We start from the raw sequence: 16091 nt of genomic DNA, 5'->3' as shown, positions 1-16091 counted from the left end.
CCACTTGAGGAGCTCTCCATGACGAACCTCTCCGTCAGCGAAACGAGCCGTCTACTCCGGGCCGCGGTGGCGATCGTCGCCGTCGCCTGCACGGTTGTCGCCTGCTCACCGGTGTCGGACGACGGGGGCGGCACCGGATCGGGCGACAGCCGGTCGGCCGGCCAGGACTCCTTCGGTACGCCGGCCGACCCCGCCGCCGTCAAGAAGGGCGGAAAGCTGGTCATCGCCCTCTCCGCGGAGCCCGACGCGCTGGACCCGACACTCTCGCGCAGCCTCTACTCCCGGTACGTCTTCCAGGCCATGTGCCAGAAGCTCTACGACGTGAACGAGCAGGCGCAGGTCGTACCCCAGCTCGCGACCGCGCTGCCCACGACGAGCGGCGACGGCCGGACGGTCACCATCCCGCTGCGCCAGGGCGTGCGTTTCGCGGACGGGACCCCGTTCGACTCCGCCGCGGTCAAGGCCACCCTGCAACGGCACCTCACCAACAGCCGGTCGGCGCGCCGCAGCGAACTCGGCCCCATCGACGGCGTCGACACCCCCGACGCGCAGACCGTCGTGCTTCGGCTGAAGCAGCCGTTCGCACCCCTGGTCGGCGCCCTCGCCGACCGCGCCGGCATGATCATGAGCAGCAGGGCGTTGCAGAGCCTGGGCGACGACTTCGCGTCGGCGCCGGTCTGCGTCGGCCCCTTCAAGTTCGCCAAGCGGGTCCCGCAGAACTCGATCGACGTGGTGAAGGACCCGAACTACTACGAGGCCGACAAGGTCCACCTCGACGCGATCTCGTGGCGGATCCTCAGCGACGCCAGCATCCGGGCCGCCAACCTGCGCTCCGGCGACGCCCAGGTCGCCGACAGCGTCTCCACCCAGGACGTCGCGTCCCTGCGGCAGGACTCCTCGGTCTCCGTCCTGCAGTCGCAGTCCCTCGGCTACCAGGGCCTCACCATAAACGTCGGCAACGTCGACGGGGTCGGCACCGCACCCAAGCCGATCAACCGCCCCCTCGCGCAGAACGCCAAGGTCCGGCAGGCCTTCGAGCACGCCATCGACCGCAAGGCCCTTGTCGACGCCGTCTTCAACGGCGTGCACACCGCCGCCTGCTCGCCGATCTCGCCCGCCAGCCCGTTCTCGTCCCCCGAGGCGCAGAACTGCCCGGCGCACGACCCCGCCAAGGCCAGGCAACTGCTCACCGAGGCGGGCGTGCAGACGCCGTACCCGGTGACGATGCTCGCGTCGAACACGCCCGACACGCTGCGCCTCGCGCAGGCGTTGCAGTCCATGGTCAAGGACGGCGGGTTCGACCTGAAGATCAACCCAATGGAGTACTCGTCGCTCCTCGACGAGCAGGACCGGGGCAACTTCGAGCTGCTGCAACTGGGGTGGAGCGGACGGATCGACCCGGACGCCAACATCACCAACTTCGTCGGCACCGGTGCCAGCCAGAACGTCTCCGGCTACAGCAACCCCCAGCTCGACACCCTGCTGACCCAGGCCCGCCAGGCCGGCGACGTCGAGGAGCGCAAGAAGCTGTACGGGCAGGCGGTCACCCTGCTCCAGCAGGACGACGCGCTGATCTACCTGTACCGGCAGCGCAACCTGACCGCCGTCGCCAAGCAGATCCAGGGCCTGCAGGTCTTCCCGGACGGGGTGATCCGTGCGGCCTTCGCCGGCTACAGCAAGTAGGTCGCCGTGGCCCGATACCTGCTCACCCGCGCCTGGCAGTCGGCCCTGACCCTGCTCCTGTCGACGATCGTGGTGTTCGTCGGCGTACGGGCGCTGCCCGGTGACCCGGCCCTCGCCCTGGCGGGGGAGGACCGGTCGCCGGAGGCGCTGGAGGCCATCCGCCGGCACTACGGCCTGGACCAGCCCCTGCCGGTCCAGTTCGCGCAGTACGTGGAACGCGTGGCGCAGGGCGACTTCGGTGTGTCGATCCGCACCGGCACGCCGGTCTCGTCGATGCTCACCACCGCACTGCCGGTGACCGTCGAGCTGTCCGTCCTGGCGATCGCCATCGCCTCGCTGCTCGGCGTCGGCGCCGGGGTGCTCGCGGCGGTCCGCCGTGGCCGCCCGGCGGAGTGGTTCGCCAACGCGCTCGCCCTGATCGGGCTGTCGGTGCCGCACTTCTGGCTCGGGCTGCTCGCCATCCTCTACCTGTCGGTGGCGACCGGCCTGTTCCCCGCCTCCGGGTTCGTGCCGTTGCTGGAGGACCCGGTCGACAACCTGCACCACATCGTCCTGCCGGCGGTGATCCTCGGCACCGGCCTGGCCGCCATCATCATGCGGCAGACCCGTTCGGCGATGCTCGACTCGCTCTCCTCGGACTACGTACGCACGGCGAAGGCGAAGGGCCTGCGCCCCCGCGCCGTCGTCACCCGGCACGCGCTGCGCAACAGCCTCATCGTGGTGGTGACCGTCGTGGGCCTCCAACTCGGAGGGCTGATCTCCGGCGCGGTCGTCACCGAGCAGATCTTCGGACTGCCGGGCTTCGGCAAGATGACGATCGACGCCGTGTTCCAGCGGGACTATCCGGTGATCCAGGCCGTCGTGCTGCTCACCGCGACGGCCTACATCGTGATCAACTTCTTCGTGGACCTGCTCTACTCGGTCATCGACCCCCGCATCCGGGTGACGGGAAATCCGGCATGACCGTCCTCACCGTACCGATGGCGGAGACCGCCGTCAGCGTCACCCGCCGGACCCGCGTACTGCGCCGGTTGCGCCGCAACCCGCTCGCCGTGGTGAGCTTCGTCGTCCTCGCCCTCGCGGCCGCCGTCGCGCTGCTGTCGCCGTGGCTCGCCCCCTACTCCGTCGACCAGACCGACTTCGCCCGTACCTTCGCACCTCCCGGCACGGCCGGTCACCTGCTCGGCACCGACGACCTGGGGCGCGACGTGCTGTCCCGGATCATGCTCGGGGCGCGGGCGTCGTTGCAGGTGGGGCTCCTGGCGGTGGCCACCTCACTCGTCGTCGGCGTACCCCTCGGGCTTGCCGCCGGCTACTTCCGGGCCTGGGACGCGGTGATCTCGCGCTTCACCGACCTGCTCCTCGCGTTTCCGTTTCTGATCATGGCGGTGGGGCTGGCGGCCATCCGGGGCGCCAGCCTCGGCAACGCTGCCGTGGCCATCGGCATCGCCCAGATCCCCGGCGTGATCCGGGTGGTGCGGTCGGACACGCTGCGCCTCAAGTCGCTGGACTTCGTCGCGGCGGCCGTCGTGGACGGCGCCAGTGACCTGTGGGTGCTCGCCCGGCACATCCTGCCCAACGCGACGTCGGTGATCCTCGTGCAGGCCACTGTCGCGATCCCGGCGGCGATCCTCGGCGAGGCCGTGCTCTCCTTCCTCGGCCTCGGCATCCAACCCCCGGCCCCCAGCCTCGGCACCATGCTGGCCACCGCCCAGCAGTTCGCCGCCCGCGCACCCTGGGCCGCCGTCCTGCCCGGTGTCGTGATCATGGGGTTGGCGCTGGCGTTCAACGTCTTCGGTGACGCCCTGCGGGACGCCCTCGACCCCAAGGGAGACCGGCGATGACCACGGCCCCCGCGAGCACCGCCACGACCGTCCTGGAGATGCGCGACCTGTCGGTCTCGTTTCCGACCGAGACCGGCACCGTCTCGGCGGTCGACGGGGCCGCCCTCGACCTCGCGGCCGGGGAGATCGTCGGCATGGTGGGCGAGTCGGGCTGCGGAAAGAGCGTCACCGGCATGAGCATCGCCGGTCTGCTCCCGGGCAGCGCCCGGGTCACCGGTTCGGTGCGCCTCAACGGCACCGAACTGGTCGGCGCCCGCGAGTCCGCCCTCCGCCGGGTACGCGGCCGGGAGATCGCGTACATCTTCCAGGAGCCGATGACGTCGCTGAACCCGGTGCTCACCGTCGGGCGGCAGATCGGGGAGGTGCTCCAGGTCCACGAGCGGATGTCGCGGCGGGCCGCCCACGCCCGCGCCGTGGAGCTGCTGACCCTCGTCGGCATCCCGTCCGCGACGCACCGCGTCGGCGCCTACCCGCACCAACTGTCCGGAGGCATGCGTCAACGCGTGATGATCGCGATGGCGGTCGCCTGTGGCCCGAAGGTGCTGGTGGCCGACGAACCGACCACCGCGCTCGACGTCACCGTCCAGGCCGGGATCCTCCAGGTCCTGCGGGACCTGCGGGACCGGCTCGGCACGAGCATCCTCATCATCACGCACGACCTCGGGGTGATCGCCGACATCGCCGACCGCGTCGTGGTCATGTACGCCGGCCGCGTGGTGGAACGGGCGCCGGTCACCGACCTGTTCGCGCGCCCGTACCACCACTACACGGCCGGACTCCTGTCGGCGTCGCCGAAGCCGGGACGACACGCCAGCACCGCGCGGCTGGCGGAGATCCCCGGTCTGGTGCCCGTCCTGTCGACCCAGCCGGACGCGTGCACGTTCGCCGACCGCTGCCCGGCGGCCGACGCGCGGTGCCGCGAGTCCGCGCCGCCGCTGGAGGTGGCGGGGGACGGGACCGACCACCTCGCGGCGTGCTGGCACCCGTGCCCGCCGCAACCCCGGGAGGCGAACCGATGACATCCCGACCGAACGCCCTGGAGATCGAGGACCTGGTGATGCACTTCGGTCCGGTCCGCGCCGTGGACGGGGTGTCCCTCACCATCGCCGCCGGTCGGGTCACGGCCCTGGTCGGGGAGAGTGGCTCCGGCAAGTCGACAGTCGGTCGCTGCGTCGTACGCCTCGTCGAACCGACCGCCGGCGTGGTCAGGATCGCCGGCGCGGACGTCACCCACCTGTCCCGACGGCAGCTGCGTCCGCACCGCGACGCGGTGTCGATCGTCTTCCAGGACCCGGCCGCCTCCCTGGACCCGCGAATGCTGGTGGGTGAGATCGTGGCCGAGCCGCTGCGGCTGGCCGGCCGGCGCGTTCCGCGGCGCGAGCGGGAGGCCCGGGTAGCTCCGCAGCTCGAACGGGTGGGCCTGCGCGCCGAGGTGGCGCGGCGTTACCCCCACGAGCTCTCCGGCGGGCAACGTCAGCGGGTCAGCATCGCGCGGGCCCTGGTCTCCGAGCCGATGCTGCTCATCGCGGACGAACCCACGAGCGCGCTTGACGTGTCGGTGCAGGCGTCGGTGCTCAACCTCCTCGCCGACCTGCAACGCGACATCGGTTTCGCCTGCCTGTTCATCACCCACGACCTGTCCGCTGTCGAGTACCTGGCCGACGACATCGCCGTCATGTACCTGGGCCAGCTCGTCGAGAAGGGCTCCCGCGAGCGGATCTTCGCCCGGCCCGCCCACCCCTACACGCAGGCGCTGCTGGCGGCCGCGCCGGTGGCCGATCCGGTACGCCAGCGCCAGCGCCAGCCGGTGCTGCTCGGCGACGACCTGCCGTCCGCACTGGACCCGCCGTCCGGTTGCCGCTTCCGGACCCGGTGCCCGCTGGCGTTCGACACATGCGCGACCGAGGTGCCGCCGCAGGTGCCGATCGGCGACGGTATGGCAGCCTGCCACCTGGTCCGGCCGGACGGCACCGGCCCCGACGTCCGCACCGCAGATCCGAGTGAGGTGTTGTCATGACGTTCACCACCAGACCGACGTTGCAGGGCACGTTCGGCATGGTGTCCTCGACGCACTGGCTGGCCAGCCAGTGCGCCATGGGGATCCTCGAACGCGGGGGCAACGCCTTCGACGCCGCGGTCACCGCCGGGTTCGTCCTGCACGTCGTCGAGCCCCACCTCAACGGGCCGGGCGGCGAGGTGCCGGCCATCGTGGCGACCGCGCAGGACCCGGCCCCGAAGGTGCTGTGCGGGCAGGGGCCGGCGCCGGCGGGCGCCACCATCGCGCACTTCCGGTCCCTCGGCATGGACCTGATCCCGGGCGCCGGGCCGCTCGCGGCAGCCGTGCCCGGCGCCGTGGACGCCTGGCTCCTGCTGCTGCGGGAGCACGGCACGCTGTCCCTCGCCGAGGTGCTGGAGCCGGCGATCGGCTACGCCGCCGCCGGGCACCCGCTGGTGGGCAGGGTCGGCGACACCGTGGCGGCGGTGCGTTCGCTGTTCGAGGAGCACTGGCCCACGTCCGCTCAGCTCTGGCTGCGCGACGGCCGGCCACCGGCCGCCGGGGAGATGGTCACCAACCCGGCGTACGCCCAGACCCTGCGCCGGCTCGTCGAGGCGGGGCAGGCGGCCGGCGCCGACCGGGAGGCGCAGATCGAGGCGGCGCGCAGGGCCTGGGGTACGGGCTTCGTCGCCGACGCCATCGACCGGTTCAGCAGGCTGCCGTTCCAGGACTCCAGCGGACGCCCGCACGCCGGCCTGGTCACCGGCGACGACCTGGCCGCGTACTCGGCGACGTGGGAGGCGCCGACCACACTGGACTGGCACGGCTACTCGGTGGCGAAGACCGGCTTCTGGGGGCAGGGGCCGGTGCTGCTGGAGACGCTGTCGGTCCTCGACGCGCTCGACGATCCGGGCGCGTACGACCCGGCCACCGCGGCCGGCATCCACGCCCAGGTCGAGGCGCTCAAGCTCGCCTTCGCCGACCGGGAGGCCTGGTACGGGGACGGCGCCGACGTGCCAGCCAAGGCGCTGCTCTCGCGGGAGTACGCGCGGGAGCGGGCCGCCCTGATCGGTGACCGCGCCTCGGCGGAGCTGCGTCCGGGGCACCCGGACGGGGCGCGGCCACGCCTCGCGGCCCACGTCCGGCCCGGCGCCGGCCGTCGTGCCGATCCGTCGGACGCGACCACGGGGGAGCCGACGGTGCAGTCCGACGGGGTGACCCGGGGCGACACCTGCCACGTGGACGTGGTCGACAGGTGGGGCAACATGATCTCGGCGACCCCGAGTGGCGGCTGGTTGCAGAGTTCGCCCACGATCCCGGAGCTCGGGTTCCCGCTCGGCAGCCGGCTGCAGATGTTCTGGCTCCAGGAGGGTCTGGCGTCGTCGCTGGCTCCCGGCCGCCGGCCACGGACCACACTCAGCCCGACCATGGTGCACCGCGACGGTGAGCCGATCCTGGCGTGCGGCACGCCCGGTGGCGACCAGCAGGACCAGTGGCAGCTGCCGTTCCTGCTGCGTCACCTCGTCGCGGGGCAGTCCCTCCAGCAGGCGATCGACGCGCCCGCCTGGCACACGGTCAGCCTGCCGGGGTCGTTCTATCCGCGCGACATGCAGCCCGGCGTCCTGGTGGTGGAGGAACGGCTCGACGAGGACGTGCGGGCGGCACTGCGGTCGTACGGACACGACGTGCGGATCTCCGACGCGTGGAGTCTCGGCCGGCTCTGCGCGGTCACCCGGGATCCGGGCACCGGCGTGCTCGCCGCCGGGGCGAACCCGCGCGGTATGCAGGGTTACGCGTGCGGTCGCTAGCGGGCGCCGTACCCGCCCTCGGCGTTCTCGTACGCCGCCGCGGAGGCCGCGTCGAGGTGGGCCAGCGCGGCCCGTTCGGCGCGGTCACCGTCGCCTGACTCGATGGCGTCGACCAGCTGGATGTGCTCGGCCCACGAGTGTGGCGCGCGTTGCTCGGCCCCCAGCCGGAAGACCCACTGGACATGGAGGTACAGCGACTTGGCGATCGACGACAGCCAGGGGTTTCCGCTGATCTGGAGGATGCGCAGGTGCAGGGCGCTGTTCAGTTCGGCGACCCGGGGCAGGTCCTGCCGTTCGGTCGCCTCGCGGCCCTGGTCGAGCAGTGCGCGCAGGGCCGCGACGTCCGCCGCGCTCGCGCGTTCGGCCGCCAGCCGGGCGGCCAGCGTCTCCAGGCGCTCGCGGACGGCGAACATGTCCCCGATGGTCCCGCTGCTCGGCGAGGCGACGACCGCGCCCCGGCGGGGGAGGATCACCACGAAACCCTCGGCCTCGGCGACGCGCAGCGCCTCCCGGACGGGGTTGCGGGAGACGCCGAAGTCCTCCGCCAGCCGGTCTTCGGTCAGCCGCTCGCCGGGCAGGTAGTCGCCGTCGATGATGGCGGTCCGCAGCGCGGTGAGGACCTGGTCGCGTAGCGGCAGGTGCTGAGCGCCGAGCTTGTTCCGCAGGTCTTCCGCCACCTGGTCGCCTCTCCGTGATCCGTCCGGCAAAAGTGTATACGAAGAACAATTTTTGGAGGACAGCGACAGTGTCGAGCACCGCGCCCCGCGTCACCCGTCCTCGCGTCGCCCCCCGGGACGACGATCGTCTCCTGCGACGACGGCACGCCCTCGTCGTCCTGCTCACGTTCCTCACCGGCAGCGCCGACGCCGTCGGCTTCCTGTCTCTCGGCGGGGCCTTCTCCAGCGTCATGACCGGCAACATGGTCCTGCTCGGACTCTCGGCCGGCAGAGGCGACGCCGACCTCGCCCTGACCTCCGGATGCGCGATCGTCAGCTTCATCCTCGGCGTCCTGGCCGGCGCCCGCGTCGTCGGCTCGGCACAGCCGGACGATCCCGTCTGGCCCCGGCGGGTCACCTGGGCGCTCGTCCTGGAACTGCTCGTGTTCGTCGTGTTCCTCGTCGTCTGGGTGGTCGACCTCCCCACCCACAGCGGCCGCGTCGACCTCGCCCTGCTCATGCTGTCGGCGACGGCGCTCGGCGTGCAGAGCAGCGCCATCCAGCGCTTCGGCGTGCCGGGACTGTCCTCCACGTACCTGACCGGCACCCTCACGAGCCTCATCGCCGGCGTCGCCGCGCGCAGCCCCTGGGGCGGCCTGCGGCCCAAGGCTCAGGTGCTGCTGGCCCTGATGACCGGCGCGGCGGCCGGCGCCCTGGTGGCCCTGCACCTGCCGCTGGCCGCGCCGGCGCTGCTGATCGTGCCGCTCGTGCTCGTCATCGCCCTGTCCACGCGGATCCGGGCCTGACCCTCAGACGCCGCGCGCGAACAGCGCCAGGCGTACCCGGTTGGGGCTGCCGGTCTTGGTCATCAGGCTCGTGATGTGGGTCTTGACCGTGGTGACACCGATGTGCAGCCGGTCGGCGATCTCGGTGTTGGACAGGCCGTCGGCGACGAGCGCCAGCACGTCCCGCTCGCGGGCGGTGAGGCCCGGCGCCGGTCGCGGCGCCTCGGCGCGCGCGTCAACCGCACGCTGGACGAGGCGGCGCAGCACATCGGGGCTGAACGGACTGTCGCCGACCGAGGCGCGGCGGATGCCGTCGAGCAGGTCGCCCGGGGGCGCGTCCTTGAGCAGGAAACCGCACGCCCCGGCGGTCAGGGCCGGGTAGAGGTGGTCGTCGTCGCCGAACGTGGTAAGCACCAGGACGCGGGTGGCGGGGCGTTCGGCGAGGATCCGGCTCGTCGCGGTGATCCCGTCGACACCTGGCATCCGCAGGTCCATGACGACGACGTCGGGGAGCAGCCGCGCGGCGAGGGTGACCGCCTCACGACCGTTGTCCGCCTCGCCGACGACCTCGATGTCGGGCTGGGCGTCGCAGAGCATGCGCAGCCCCGCGCGGATGAGGTGCTGGTCGTCGACCAGCAGGACGCGGATCACGCCGGCTCCGGCGTGGGCGACCCGGTGGTGGCCTCGGGGTCCCGGGGCGCCGGCGGTGCCGACGCCCCGGCGGCGGGGGTCAGCGCCGGCAGGACGGTACGCACGCGGAACCCCGTCCGGGTCGGGCCAGCCTCCAACCGCCCGCCGAGGACCTCGACGCGCTCGCGCATGCCGGTGATCCCGTGGCCACCGCCGGTCGGCACCGCCGCCGGCTCACCCGCCAGCCCGTCGTCGGACACCTCCCAGTGCACCGCCCCGTCCTTGACGGCGACCACGAGACGCGCCAGCGCGGAGGTCCCGGCGTGCTTGGCCACGTTGGTCAGCGCCTCCTGGGTCAGTCGCAGCACCGCGAGGCCCCGTACCGCGTCGAGCGCGCCGACCGCCGGGTCGATCTCGGCCTCGACGGTGACGCCGGTCTGCCGGGCCCGGTCGACAGTCGCGCCGAGGGCCGCCGGCAGCGCCGACGGCTCGATGGCCGTCAGCGCCGCGTCACCGCGTACCCCATCGGGGTCGCGCAGCACCGCGACCAGCCGGCGCAGCTCGGCGAGGGCCGCGGTGCCGGTGCCGTGCACGTCGTCGAAGACCGCGCCCACCCGGGGGTCGACGTCGGTGAGCACGTGCCGGGCCACGCCGACGCGCAGCACCATCGACGCCACGTGGTGCGCGACGACGTCGTGCAGCTCGCGGGCGATGGCGCTGCGTTCGTCGGCGCGGGCCGCGCGGCTCTCCGACTCGTGCCGCCGCTGCTCGGCGGTCGCCCGCTCGACGGCCTGCCGGCTGAGCTCCCGGTTGGCGCGGATGACCAGGCCGAGCAGCACCGGCACGCCGACCTCCAGGGCCAGCCCGACGACGCCGGAGGCGACCCGGCGGGCCGGGTCGCCGATCGAGTCGGTCAGGTCCACCACCACCAGCAGCGCGGTGGACAGCCAGATGACGCGGGGCCGGCCGGCCCGCATGGTGACCTCGAGCAGCGCCCAGCTGGCGCCGACCTGGTTGATCGTGAAGTCGTCGACCAGCTGGATCGCGACCGCCAGCAGGGCGGCCTGCGCCACCAGGTTGACCAGCGGCCGGCGGTGCGCCAGCAGCGCCACGGCGAACGCGAGCACCGCGAGGATCCACTGTGCCGCCGACGGCGTGCGGGTGGAGTGGGGGCCGAAGAGCAGGTAGCCCACCCCGGTGAGGTCGAGCAGCACCATCCGCACGAGCGTGTCCCGCATGTCGAACACGCGCCGCGGCCACCCCACGCAAGTCAGCCTAGGTGCTGCGGACCGGTGACGACGGCCGGCGCCGGCCGCCACCGGGTCCGGACCGCCAGGTACACGGCGAGGCCGAGCGGTCCGAGCAGGATGGTCAGCACCAGGACCGGAGCCATGACCAGCGCCGGTACCCCCCGATCCCGGCTGTCCAACCACGCCCACCTCCCGACGAACAGGTCGAACGCGATCATGTGCGCCCAACCCGCCGCCGCCCCGTCGGAGGTGCCGAGCAGGTCGCGCACCCCGGCCAGCGTCGGCGACGCCACCGCCGGCAGCACCTCGCCGAACGCCGGGAGCACCAGCAGCGCGTAGATCACCACGACCGGAAGCACGATCAGCGGCGAGCCGATGATCCGGGCGGTCCACGACCAGCGGGGCAGCAGGATCATCAACGCCCAGAACGGCGCGGCCACCGCGAACGTCAGTGAGAACAGCGTGGCGGTCATGCGACCAGCTCCAGTTCCGGTCGGCGTTGGCGGGCCAGCACCAGGCCGGTCGCGGTCGCCGACGCCAGGACCAGGGCCGCGAGCGCGGCAAGCGTGCCGGCGTCCGGGCGCAGCAGCGGCTGGCCGCGCAGCGCCTGCCAGGTCAACAGTACGGTGAGGACGCCGTACGCGCCGCCCGCGACCACCAGCAGCCGGACGCGGGTGCGTTCGTCCAGCCGCGTCGCGAACCGGCTCAGCAGGATCGCCAGGATCGGCAGCGCCTGCAGGGCGTGCAGCCCCACGAAGTGCCCGATCCGCAGGTCGCCGCCGGTGGTGCTCCAGCCGACCACCGGCAGTCCCGGCCCACCGTCGGGCACGCCGACGCTGTGCGCCCCGGAGATCCCCTCGATCCCCGGGTCCTGCGTCGGCAGCGCCATCGGCACCGCCGCGAGCATCCCCAGCAGGGACAGGCCGAGCCCCCACCCGACGGCGGTCGCCGCGACCCGGTCGGGGATCCGCCGGATCAGCACGACGATCCCGAGGACGAGGTGCGCGAGGAACAACACCATGATCGCCGCGCCCATCGCCGCGAACAGCGCGGTGTTCAGGGGACTGCTGTCGTTGAAGTGGCTGGCCTGCCCGCGTACCACCTGGCCGACGATCACCGCCATCTCGATCACCGCCACCGCGACGATGACCGTGACCGCGCCCTCGGCGACCCGGCTGCGTCGCGGCAGCAGCGAGAGCATCCAGGCGAGCGTTCCGCCGTACAGGACGAAGGACACCGCGAACTTGAGCGGCTTGAGCCAGATCGGCGCCCCGGTGAGGACGCGCGGATCGATGAGAACGCCGGCCGTGGCGACGACGGCGAGCACCGCCATCGCGCCGACAAGGACCATGAGTGGGCGGTTCCAGTGTGTCGCCCGGTGCAGAACGGTAGTCATGTCTGCAGATGGTCGTTGTCGTACCCGTCGGTCGCGTCCGACCCGGAGCCCCGCCCGTGGCCTTCGGTGGGAGCCGGCCTCCTCCCTGGGTAGGAGGCGACAAATCCCGTCGAGGCCGGTCACCGGTGCTGGCACAATGGCCGGCCTGCCGACCCGGACCGGGAGTGACGATGACGACCAATGAGGACCGTGTCCACCCAAACGAGACGGCCGTGCCGCTGCTGCCGTGCCCGGCGCCGCAGGAGACCCTGGCGTTCTGGCGTGCGCTCGGGTTCGAGGTGACCCACGAGCAGATGAGGCCGTACGTGTACCTGGCGTTGCGGTGGAGTGGGTTCGACCTGCACTACGGGCCCGCGCCGAAGGACCTCGACCCGGCGAGGGAGCAGAGCGGCGGCTGCCTCGTCATGGTGGACTCGGTCGCGCCGTACCACGCGGCGTTCACCGACGCGATGCGCCGCGCCTACGGCAAGGTGCTGGTCAAGGGACTGCCCCGGATGAGCCGCTACCGTGCCGGCGCGTCGCGGTTCAGCATCGTCGACCCGTCCGGCAACACCATCATCTTCATCCGCCGGGACGAGCCGCAGGATTTGGAGTACGGCGGGTCGAAGGCGCTTGAGGGGCTGGCCCGGGTGCTCGACAACGCGCGGATCCTGCGCGAGTTCAAGTCCGACGACCGGGCGGCGTACCGGGCGCTGGACTCGGGGATGCGCCGGCGGGCCGAGGACGCTCCGGTGGTCGAGCAGGCGACGGCGCTCGCCGGACTGATCGAACTGTCGGTCGCGCTGGGCAAGACCGACCGGGTGCCCGAATGGGGAGCCCAACTGCGCGCGCTCACGTTGACCGAGCCGGAGCGTGCGCAGGTCAGGAGCTTCGTCGCCGACCCGGCCCTGCTCGAACCGTGGTGGCGGCCCCAGGCGACCTGACCCGTTACCTTTTTGATCGTCCCCAGCCGGGGACTCCTCGGTCGCTCGGCCCGGTATGACTTCCTGCCCCTGTCGTTCGAATGATCCGGGGGGTGTTGTCGCCGGGTCGGGTGGCGTCGGTGGACCGCTGATAGGGACACGGCCACCCGTGTTCGGGGTAGGTCTCTTCGTAACGTGGCTGCCGGCAGTCCGACGCCTGGACCAGCGGCCGAGGCCACGATGCGATGCGTGGAGGCGGGTGCGGTGAACGATAGTTACGGCGTCTACCTCGGCTTGGACGTCGGCAAGGGTGATCACCACGCGGTCGGGTTGGCGCCCGATGGCAAGCGGCTGCATGACGCGGCGTTGCCGAATACCGAGGTCCGGCTGCGGCAGTTGTTCGACAAGCTGGCTCGTCACGGCCGGGTGCTGGTGGTGGTTGACCAGCCCGCCTCGATCGGCGCCCTGCCGGTCGCGGTGGCTCGGGCGTGTGGGCATCAGGTGGCCTACCTGCCCGGGCTGGCGATGCGCCGCATCGCTGACCTGCACCCGGGCACGGCGAAGACCGACGCTCGGGACGCTTACGTCATCGCTGACGCGGCCCGCACCCTGCCCCACACGCTGCGGCGCGTCGACGTCGGCGACGAAGCCCTCGCGGAGCTGGAGGTGCTGGTCGGGTTCGATGACGATCTCGCGGGTGAAGCCACCCGCGTGTCCAACCGGATCCGTGGCCTGCTCACGCAGATCCATCCCGCGCTGGAACGGGTCCTCGGCCCGAAGATTCACCACAAGGCGGTCCTGGAGTTGCTGTCGCGCTGCGGCGGCCCCGTCGGGCTGCGCAAGGCCGGCCGCCGCAAGCTGGTCTCGATCGCCGCCGTCCATGCACCACGCATGGGCGAACGCCTGGTCGAGCAGATCCTGACCGCCCTCGACGAGCAGACCGTGACCGTCCCGGGCACCCAGGCTGCGGAGACGATCCTGCCTCGGCTGGCTGACAGCCTCCGCGATGTCCTGCGGCAACGTGACCAGGTCGCCGGCGAGGTTGAGAGGATGCTTGATGCGCACCCTCTTGCCCCGGTCCTGACCTCGATGCCCGGCATCGGTGTCAGGACCGCCGCCCGGATCCTGCTCGAAGTCGGCGACGGCACCGCGTTCGCCACACCCGGGCACCTCGCCGCCTACGCCGGGCTTGCCCCGGTCACCCGACGATCCGGAAGCAGCATCCGCGGCGAGCATCCACCTCGCGGCGGCAACAAGAACCTCAAACGCGCGTTCTTCCTCGCCGCCTTCGCGTCCTTGGCCGACCCGGTCAGCAGGGCCTACTACGACCGCAAACGCGCCGAAGGCAAACGCCACAACGCCGCCCTCATCTGCCTCGCCCGCCGCCGCTGCGACGTCCTATACGCCATGCTCCGCGACAAGATCCCCTACCAACCCCGCCCAGCCACACCGATCGCCGCTTGACGAACGCCATAGGGACACCCCCCGTCGGGCCCAACACCGGCGTGCCGTGGCCGGCGGGGACGTGCGTAGCGCGAAGGGCGCGAGTGATCCGACCGCTTACACCACGCCTCCCCTGTTCTGCCGGGAAATGTCCGCAGGAGGCACCGCTCTCGTGATCCGGCTGCGACCCCGCCGTGGCCTCGTCTAGTGTCGGGCTGTTCACATTTGGTGGTATTGGCCGGAAAGGTGCTGCGATGGGGGTGCGCCGCTGGTTCGAGAGCTGGCCCCTCTACCGCCAGCTCACCGGCACGGACCCGCTCGGGCGGGGCACCGCGGCCAAGTCCGCCGGCTCCCTGTCGCTGACCGCCCGCACCGACACCGCCGACTCGATGGCCCGCTCGGTGTGCCCGTACTGCGCGGTGGGCTGTGGCCAGCGGGTGTACGTCAAGGACGGGCAGGTCACACAGATCGAGGGTGATCCGGACAGCCCGATCTCGCGGGGACGGCTCTGCCCCAAGGGCGCGGCGAGCAAGAGCCTGGTGACCAGTCCGCTGCGGCAGACGACGGTCCGCTACCGCCGTCCGTACGGCACCGAGTGGGAGGACCTCGACCTCGACACGGCGATGAACATGATCGCCGACCGGGTGCTGGCGGCCCGGGACGAGACCTGGGAGGACGTGGACGACGAGGGGCGACCACTCCACCGGACGCTGGGTATCTCCAGTCTGGGTGGGGCGACGCTGGACAACGAGGAGAACTACCTCATCAAGAAGTTGTTCACCGCGATGGGCGCTCTGCAGATCGAGAACCAGGCCCGTATTTGACACTCCGCCACCGTCCCCGGTCTGGGGACCAGCTTCGGTCGCGGCGGCGCCACCCAGTTCCAGCAGGACCTGTCGAACTCCGACATGATCGTCATTCAGGGTTCGAACATGGCCGAGGCGCACCCGGTGGGTTTCCAGTGGGTGATGGAGGCCAAGCGTCGCGGGGCGAAGGTGTTCCACGTCGACCCGCGGTTCACCCGGACCAGTGCGGTGGCGGACGCGTACCTGCCGATCCGGGCGGGCACCGACATCGCCCTGCTCGGTGGGGTGGTGCGCTACATCCTGGACAACGAGCTCGACTTCCGGGAGTACGTCGTCGCCTACACCAACGCCGCGACGATCGTGACCGAGGAGTACCGCGACACCGAGGATCTGCACGGGCTCTTCTCCGGCTTCAAAGAGGACAACGCCAGTTACGACCAGACCAGCTGGCAGTACGAGGGTCACGAGGCGAACGGCTCCCACGACACGGAGACGCAGCGCGAAACCGGGGCCGGACTGGAACACGAGTCGCACGGCGCGCCGGTCAGCGGGCAGACGCGGCGCGACGAGACGTTGCAGCATCCGCGCTGCGTCTACCAGATCCTCAAGCGGCACTACGCCCGCTACACGCCCGAGATGGTGGAGCGGGTGTGCGGGATCCCGCAGGAGAAGTTCCTCGAACTGGCGCAGGCCTGGACGGCGAACTCGGGCCGGGAACGGACGAGCACGCTCGTCTACTCGGTCGGGTGGACGCAGCACACCGTCGGCGTGCAGTACATCCGTACCGGAGCGATCATCCAGCTGTTGCTGGGCAACATGGGTCGTCCGGGTGGCGGTGTGATGGCGCTGCGCGGACACGCCAGCATCCAGGGCTCCACCGACGTCCCGACGT

At 71.9% G+C, this 16091-nt stretch carries 15 protein-coding genes; 10 read left to right on the top strand and 5 right to left on the bottom strand.

Features of this window, described 5'->3' with window-relative positions; translation table 11 throughout:
- Positions 1-18: 18 nt before the first annotated feature.
- The 6 genes from FHG89_RS19595 to FHG89_RS19570 are packed head-to-tail and all read left to right on the top strand — an operon-like array spanning position 19 to position 7331.
- Positions 19-1683: an ABC transporter substrate-binding protein gene (locus FHG89_RS19595; RefSeq protein WP_139585842.1), complete on the top strand. Its 1665-nt coding sequence runs from the start codon at positions 19-21 to the stop codon at positions 1681-1683.
- Positions 1684-1689: 6 nt separating this feature from the next.
- The gene (locus FHG89_RS19590) at positions 1690-2646 is read left to right on the top strand and encodes an ABC transporter permease (RefSeq protein WP_139585841.1); all 957 of its coding nucleotides are present in this window, start codon (positions 1690-1692) and stop codon (positions 2644-2646) included.
- On the top strand, positions 2643-3527 hold the full coding sequence (locus FHG89_RS19585; RefSeq protein ID WP_139585840.1) for an ABC transporter permease: 885 nt from the start codon (positions 2643-2645) through the stop codon (positions 3525-3527). The genes FHG89_RS19590 and FHG89_RS19585 overlap by 4 nt, the downstream gene beginning before the upstream one ends.
- A complete protein-coding gene (locus tag FHG89_RS19580) occupies positions 3524-4546 on the top strand; it encodes an ABC transporter ATP-binding protein (protein ID WP_139585839.1) in 1023 nt (340 codons plus the stop codon). Before FHG89_RS19585 ends, FHG89_RS19580 begins: the two co-directional genes overlap by 4 nt.
- Positions 4543-5544, top strand: a complete 1002-nt coding sequence (locus FHG89_RS19575) for an ABC transporter ATP-binding protein (RefSeq protein WP_139585838.1) — start codon at positions 4543-4545, stop codon at positions 5542-5544. Before FHG89_RS19580 ends, FHG89_RS19575 begins: the two co-directional genes overlap by 4 nt.
- Complete coding sequence (locus tag FHG89_RS19570) at positions 5541-7331, top strand: gamma-glutamyltransferase family protein (RefSeq protein ID WP_139585837.1); 1791 nt, start codon at positions 5541-5543, stop codon at positions 7329-7331. Before FHG89_RS19575 ends, FHG89_RS19570 begins: the two co-directional genes overlap by 4 nt.
- On the opposite strand, the gene FHG89_RS19565 is transcribed toward FHG89_RS19570, so the two are convergent.
- The gene (locus FHG89_RS19565) at positions 7328-8008 is read right to left on the bottom strand and encodes a GntR family transcriptional regulator (protein ID WP_139585836.1); all 681 of its coding nucleotides are present in this window, start codon (positions 8006-8008) and stop codon (positions 7328-7330) included. The genes FHG89_RS19570 and FHG89_RS19565 overlap by 4 nt on opposite strands.
- Before the next feature lie 68 nt (positions 8009-8076).
- On the opposite strand from FHG89_RS19565, the gene FHG89_RS19560 reads away from it, so the two are divergent.
- The gene (locus FHG89_RS19560; RefSeq protein ID WP_167517467.1) at positions 8077-8793 is read left to right on the top strand and encodes a YoaK family protein; all 717 of its coding nucleotides are present in this window, start codon (positions 8077-8079) and stop codon (positions 8791-8793) included.
- Between the two features lie 3 nt (positions 8794-8796).
- On the opposite strand, the gene FHG89_RS19555 is transcribed toward FHG89_RS19560, so the two are convergent.
- The 4 genes from FHG89_RS19555 to FHG89_RS19540 are packed head-to-tail and all read right to left on the bottom strand — an operon-like array spanning position 8797 to position 12048.
- Positions 8797-9423, bottom strand: coding sequence for a response regulator transcription factor (locus tag FHG89_RS19555; protein ID WP_139585834.1), 627 nt, complete (start codon positions 9421-9423; stop codon positions 8797-8799).
- Positions 9420-10667: a sensor histidine kinase gene (locus tag FHG89_RS19550; protein WP_139585833.1), complete on the bottom strand. Its 1248-nt coding sequence runs from the start codon at positions 10665-10667 to the stop codon at positions 9420-9422. The genes FHG89_RS19555 and FHG89_RS19550 overlap by 4 nt, the downstream gene beginning before the upstream one ends.
- Before the next feature lie 5 nt (positions 10668-10672).
- Complete coding sequence (locus FHG89_RS19545) at positions 10673-11125, bottom strand: ABA4-like family protein (RefSeq protein ID WP_139585832.1); 453 nt, start codon at positions 11123-11125, stop codon at positions 10673-10675.
- Positions 11122-12048 (bottom strand): hypothetical protein, encoded by a 927-nt coding sequence (locus tag FHG89_RS19540; RefSeq protein ID WP_139585831.1) that lies wholly within the window; start codon positions 12046-12048, stop codon positions 11122-11124. Before FHG89_RS19540 ends, FHG89_RS19545 begins: the two co-directional genes overlap by 4 nt.
- Before the next feature lie 170 nt (positions 12049-12218).
- On the opposite strand from FHG89_RS19540, the gene FHG89_RS19535 reads away from it, so the two are divergent.
- The 3 genes from FHG89_RS19535 to FHG89_RS33865 form a co-directional block, all read left to right on the top strand.
- Positions 12219-12971, top strand: coding sequence for a VOC family protein (locus tag FHG89_RS19535; RefSeq protein ID WP_139585830.1), 753 nt, complete (start codon positions 12219-12221; stop codon positions 12969-12971).
- A gap of 243 nt (positions 12972-13214) precedes the next feature.
- The gene (locus tag FHG89_RS19530) at positions 13215-14414 is read left to right on the top strand and encodes an IS110 family RNA-guided transposase (RefSeq protein ID WP_208761023.1); all 1200 of its coding nucleotides are present in this window, start codon (positions 13215-13217) and stop codon (positions 14412-14414) included.
- Between the two features lie 233 nt (positions 14415-14647).
- Positions 14648-16091: molybdopterin-dependent oxidoreductase (locus tag FHG89_RS33865; RefSeq protein ID WP_244295630.1), on the top strand; the 1444-nt coding region annotated here is incomplete at its 3' end.

Source organism: Micromonospora orduensis (assembly GCF_006228125.1).
GTDB classification, from domain to species: Bacteria; Actinomycetota; Actinomycetes; order Mycobacteriales; family Micromonosporaceae; genus Micromonospora; species Micromonospora orduensis.
Note: the sequence above shows the minus strand (reverse complement) of the source record. Positions and strands in the feature narration are given on the sequence as shown.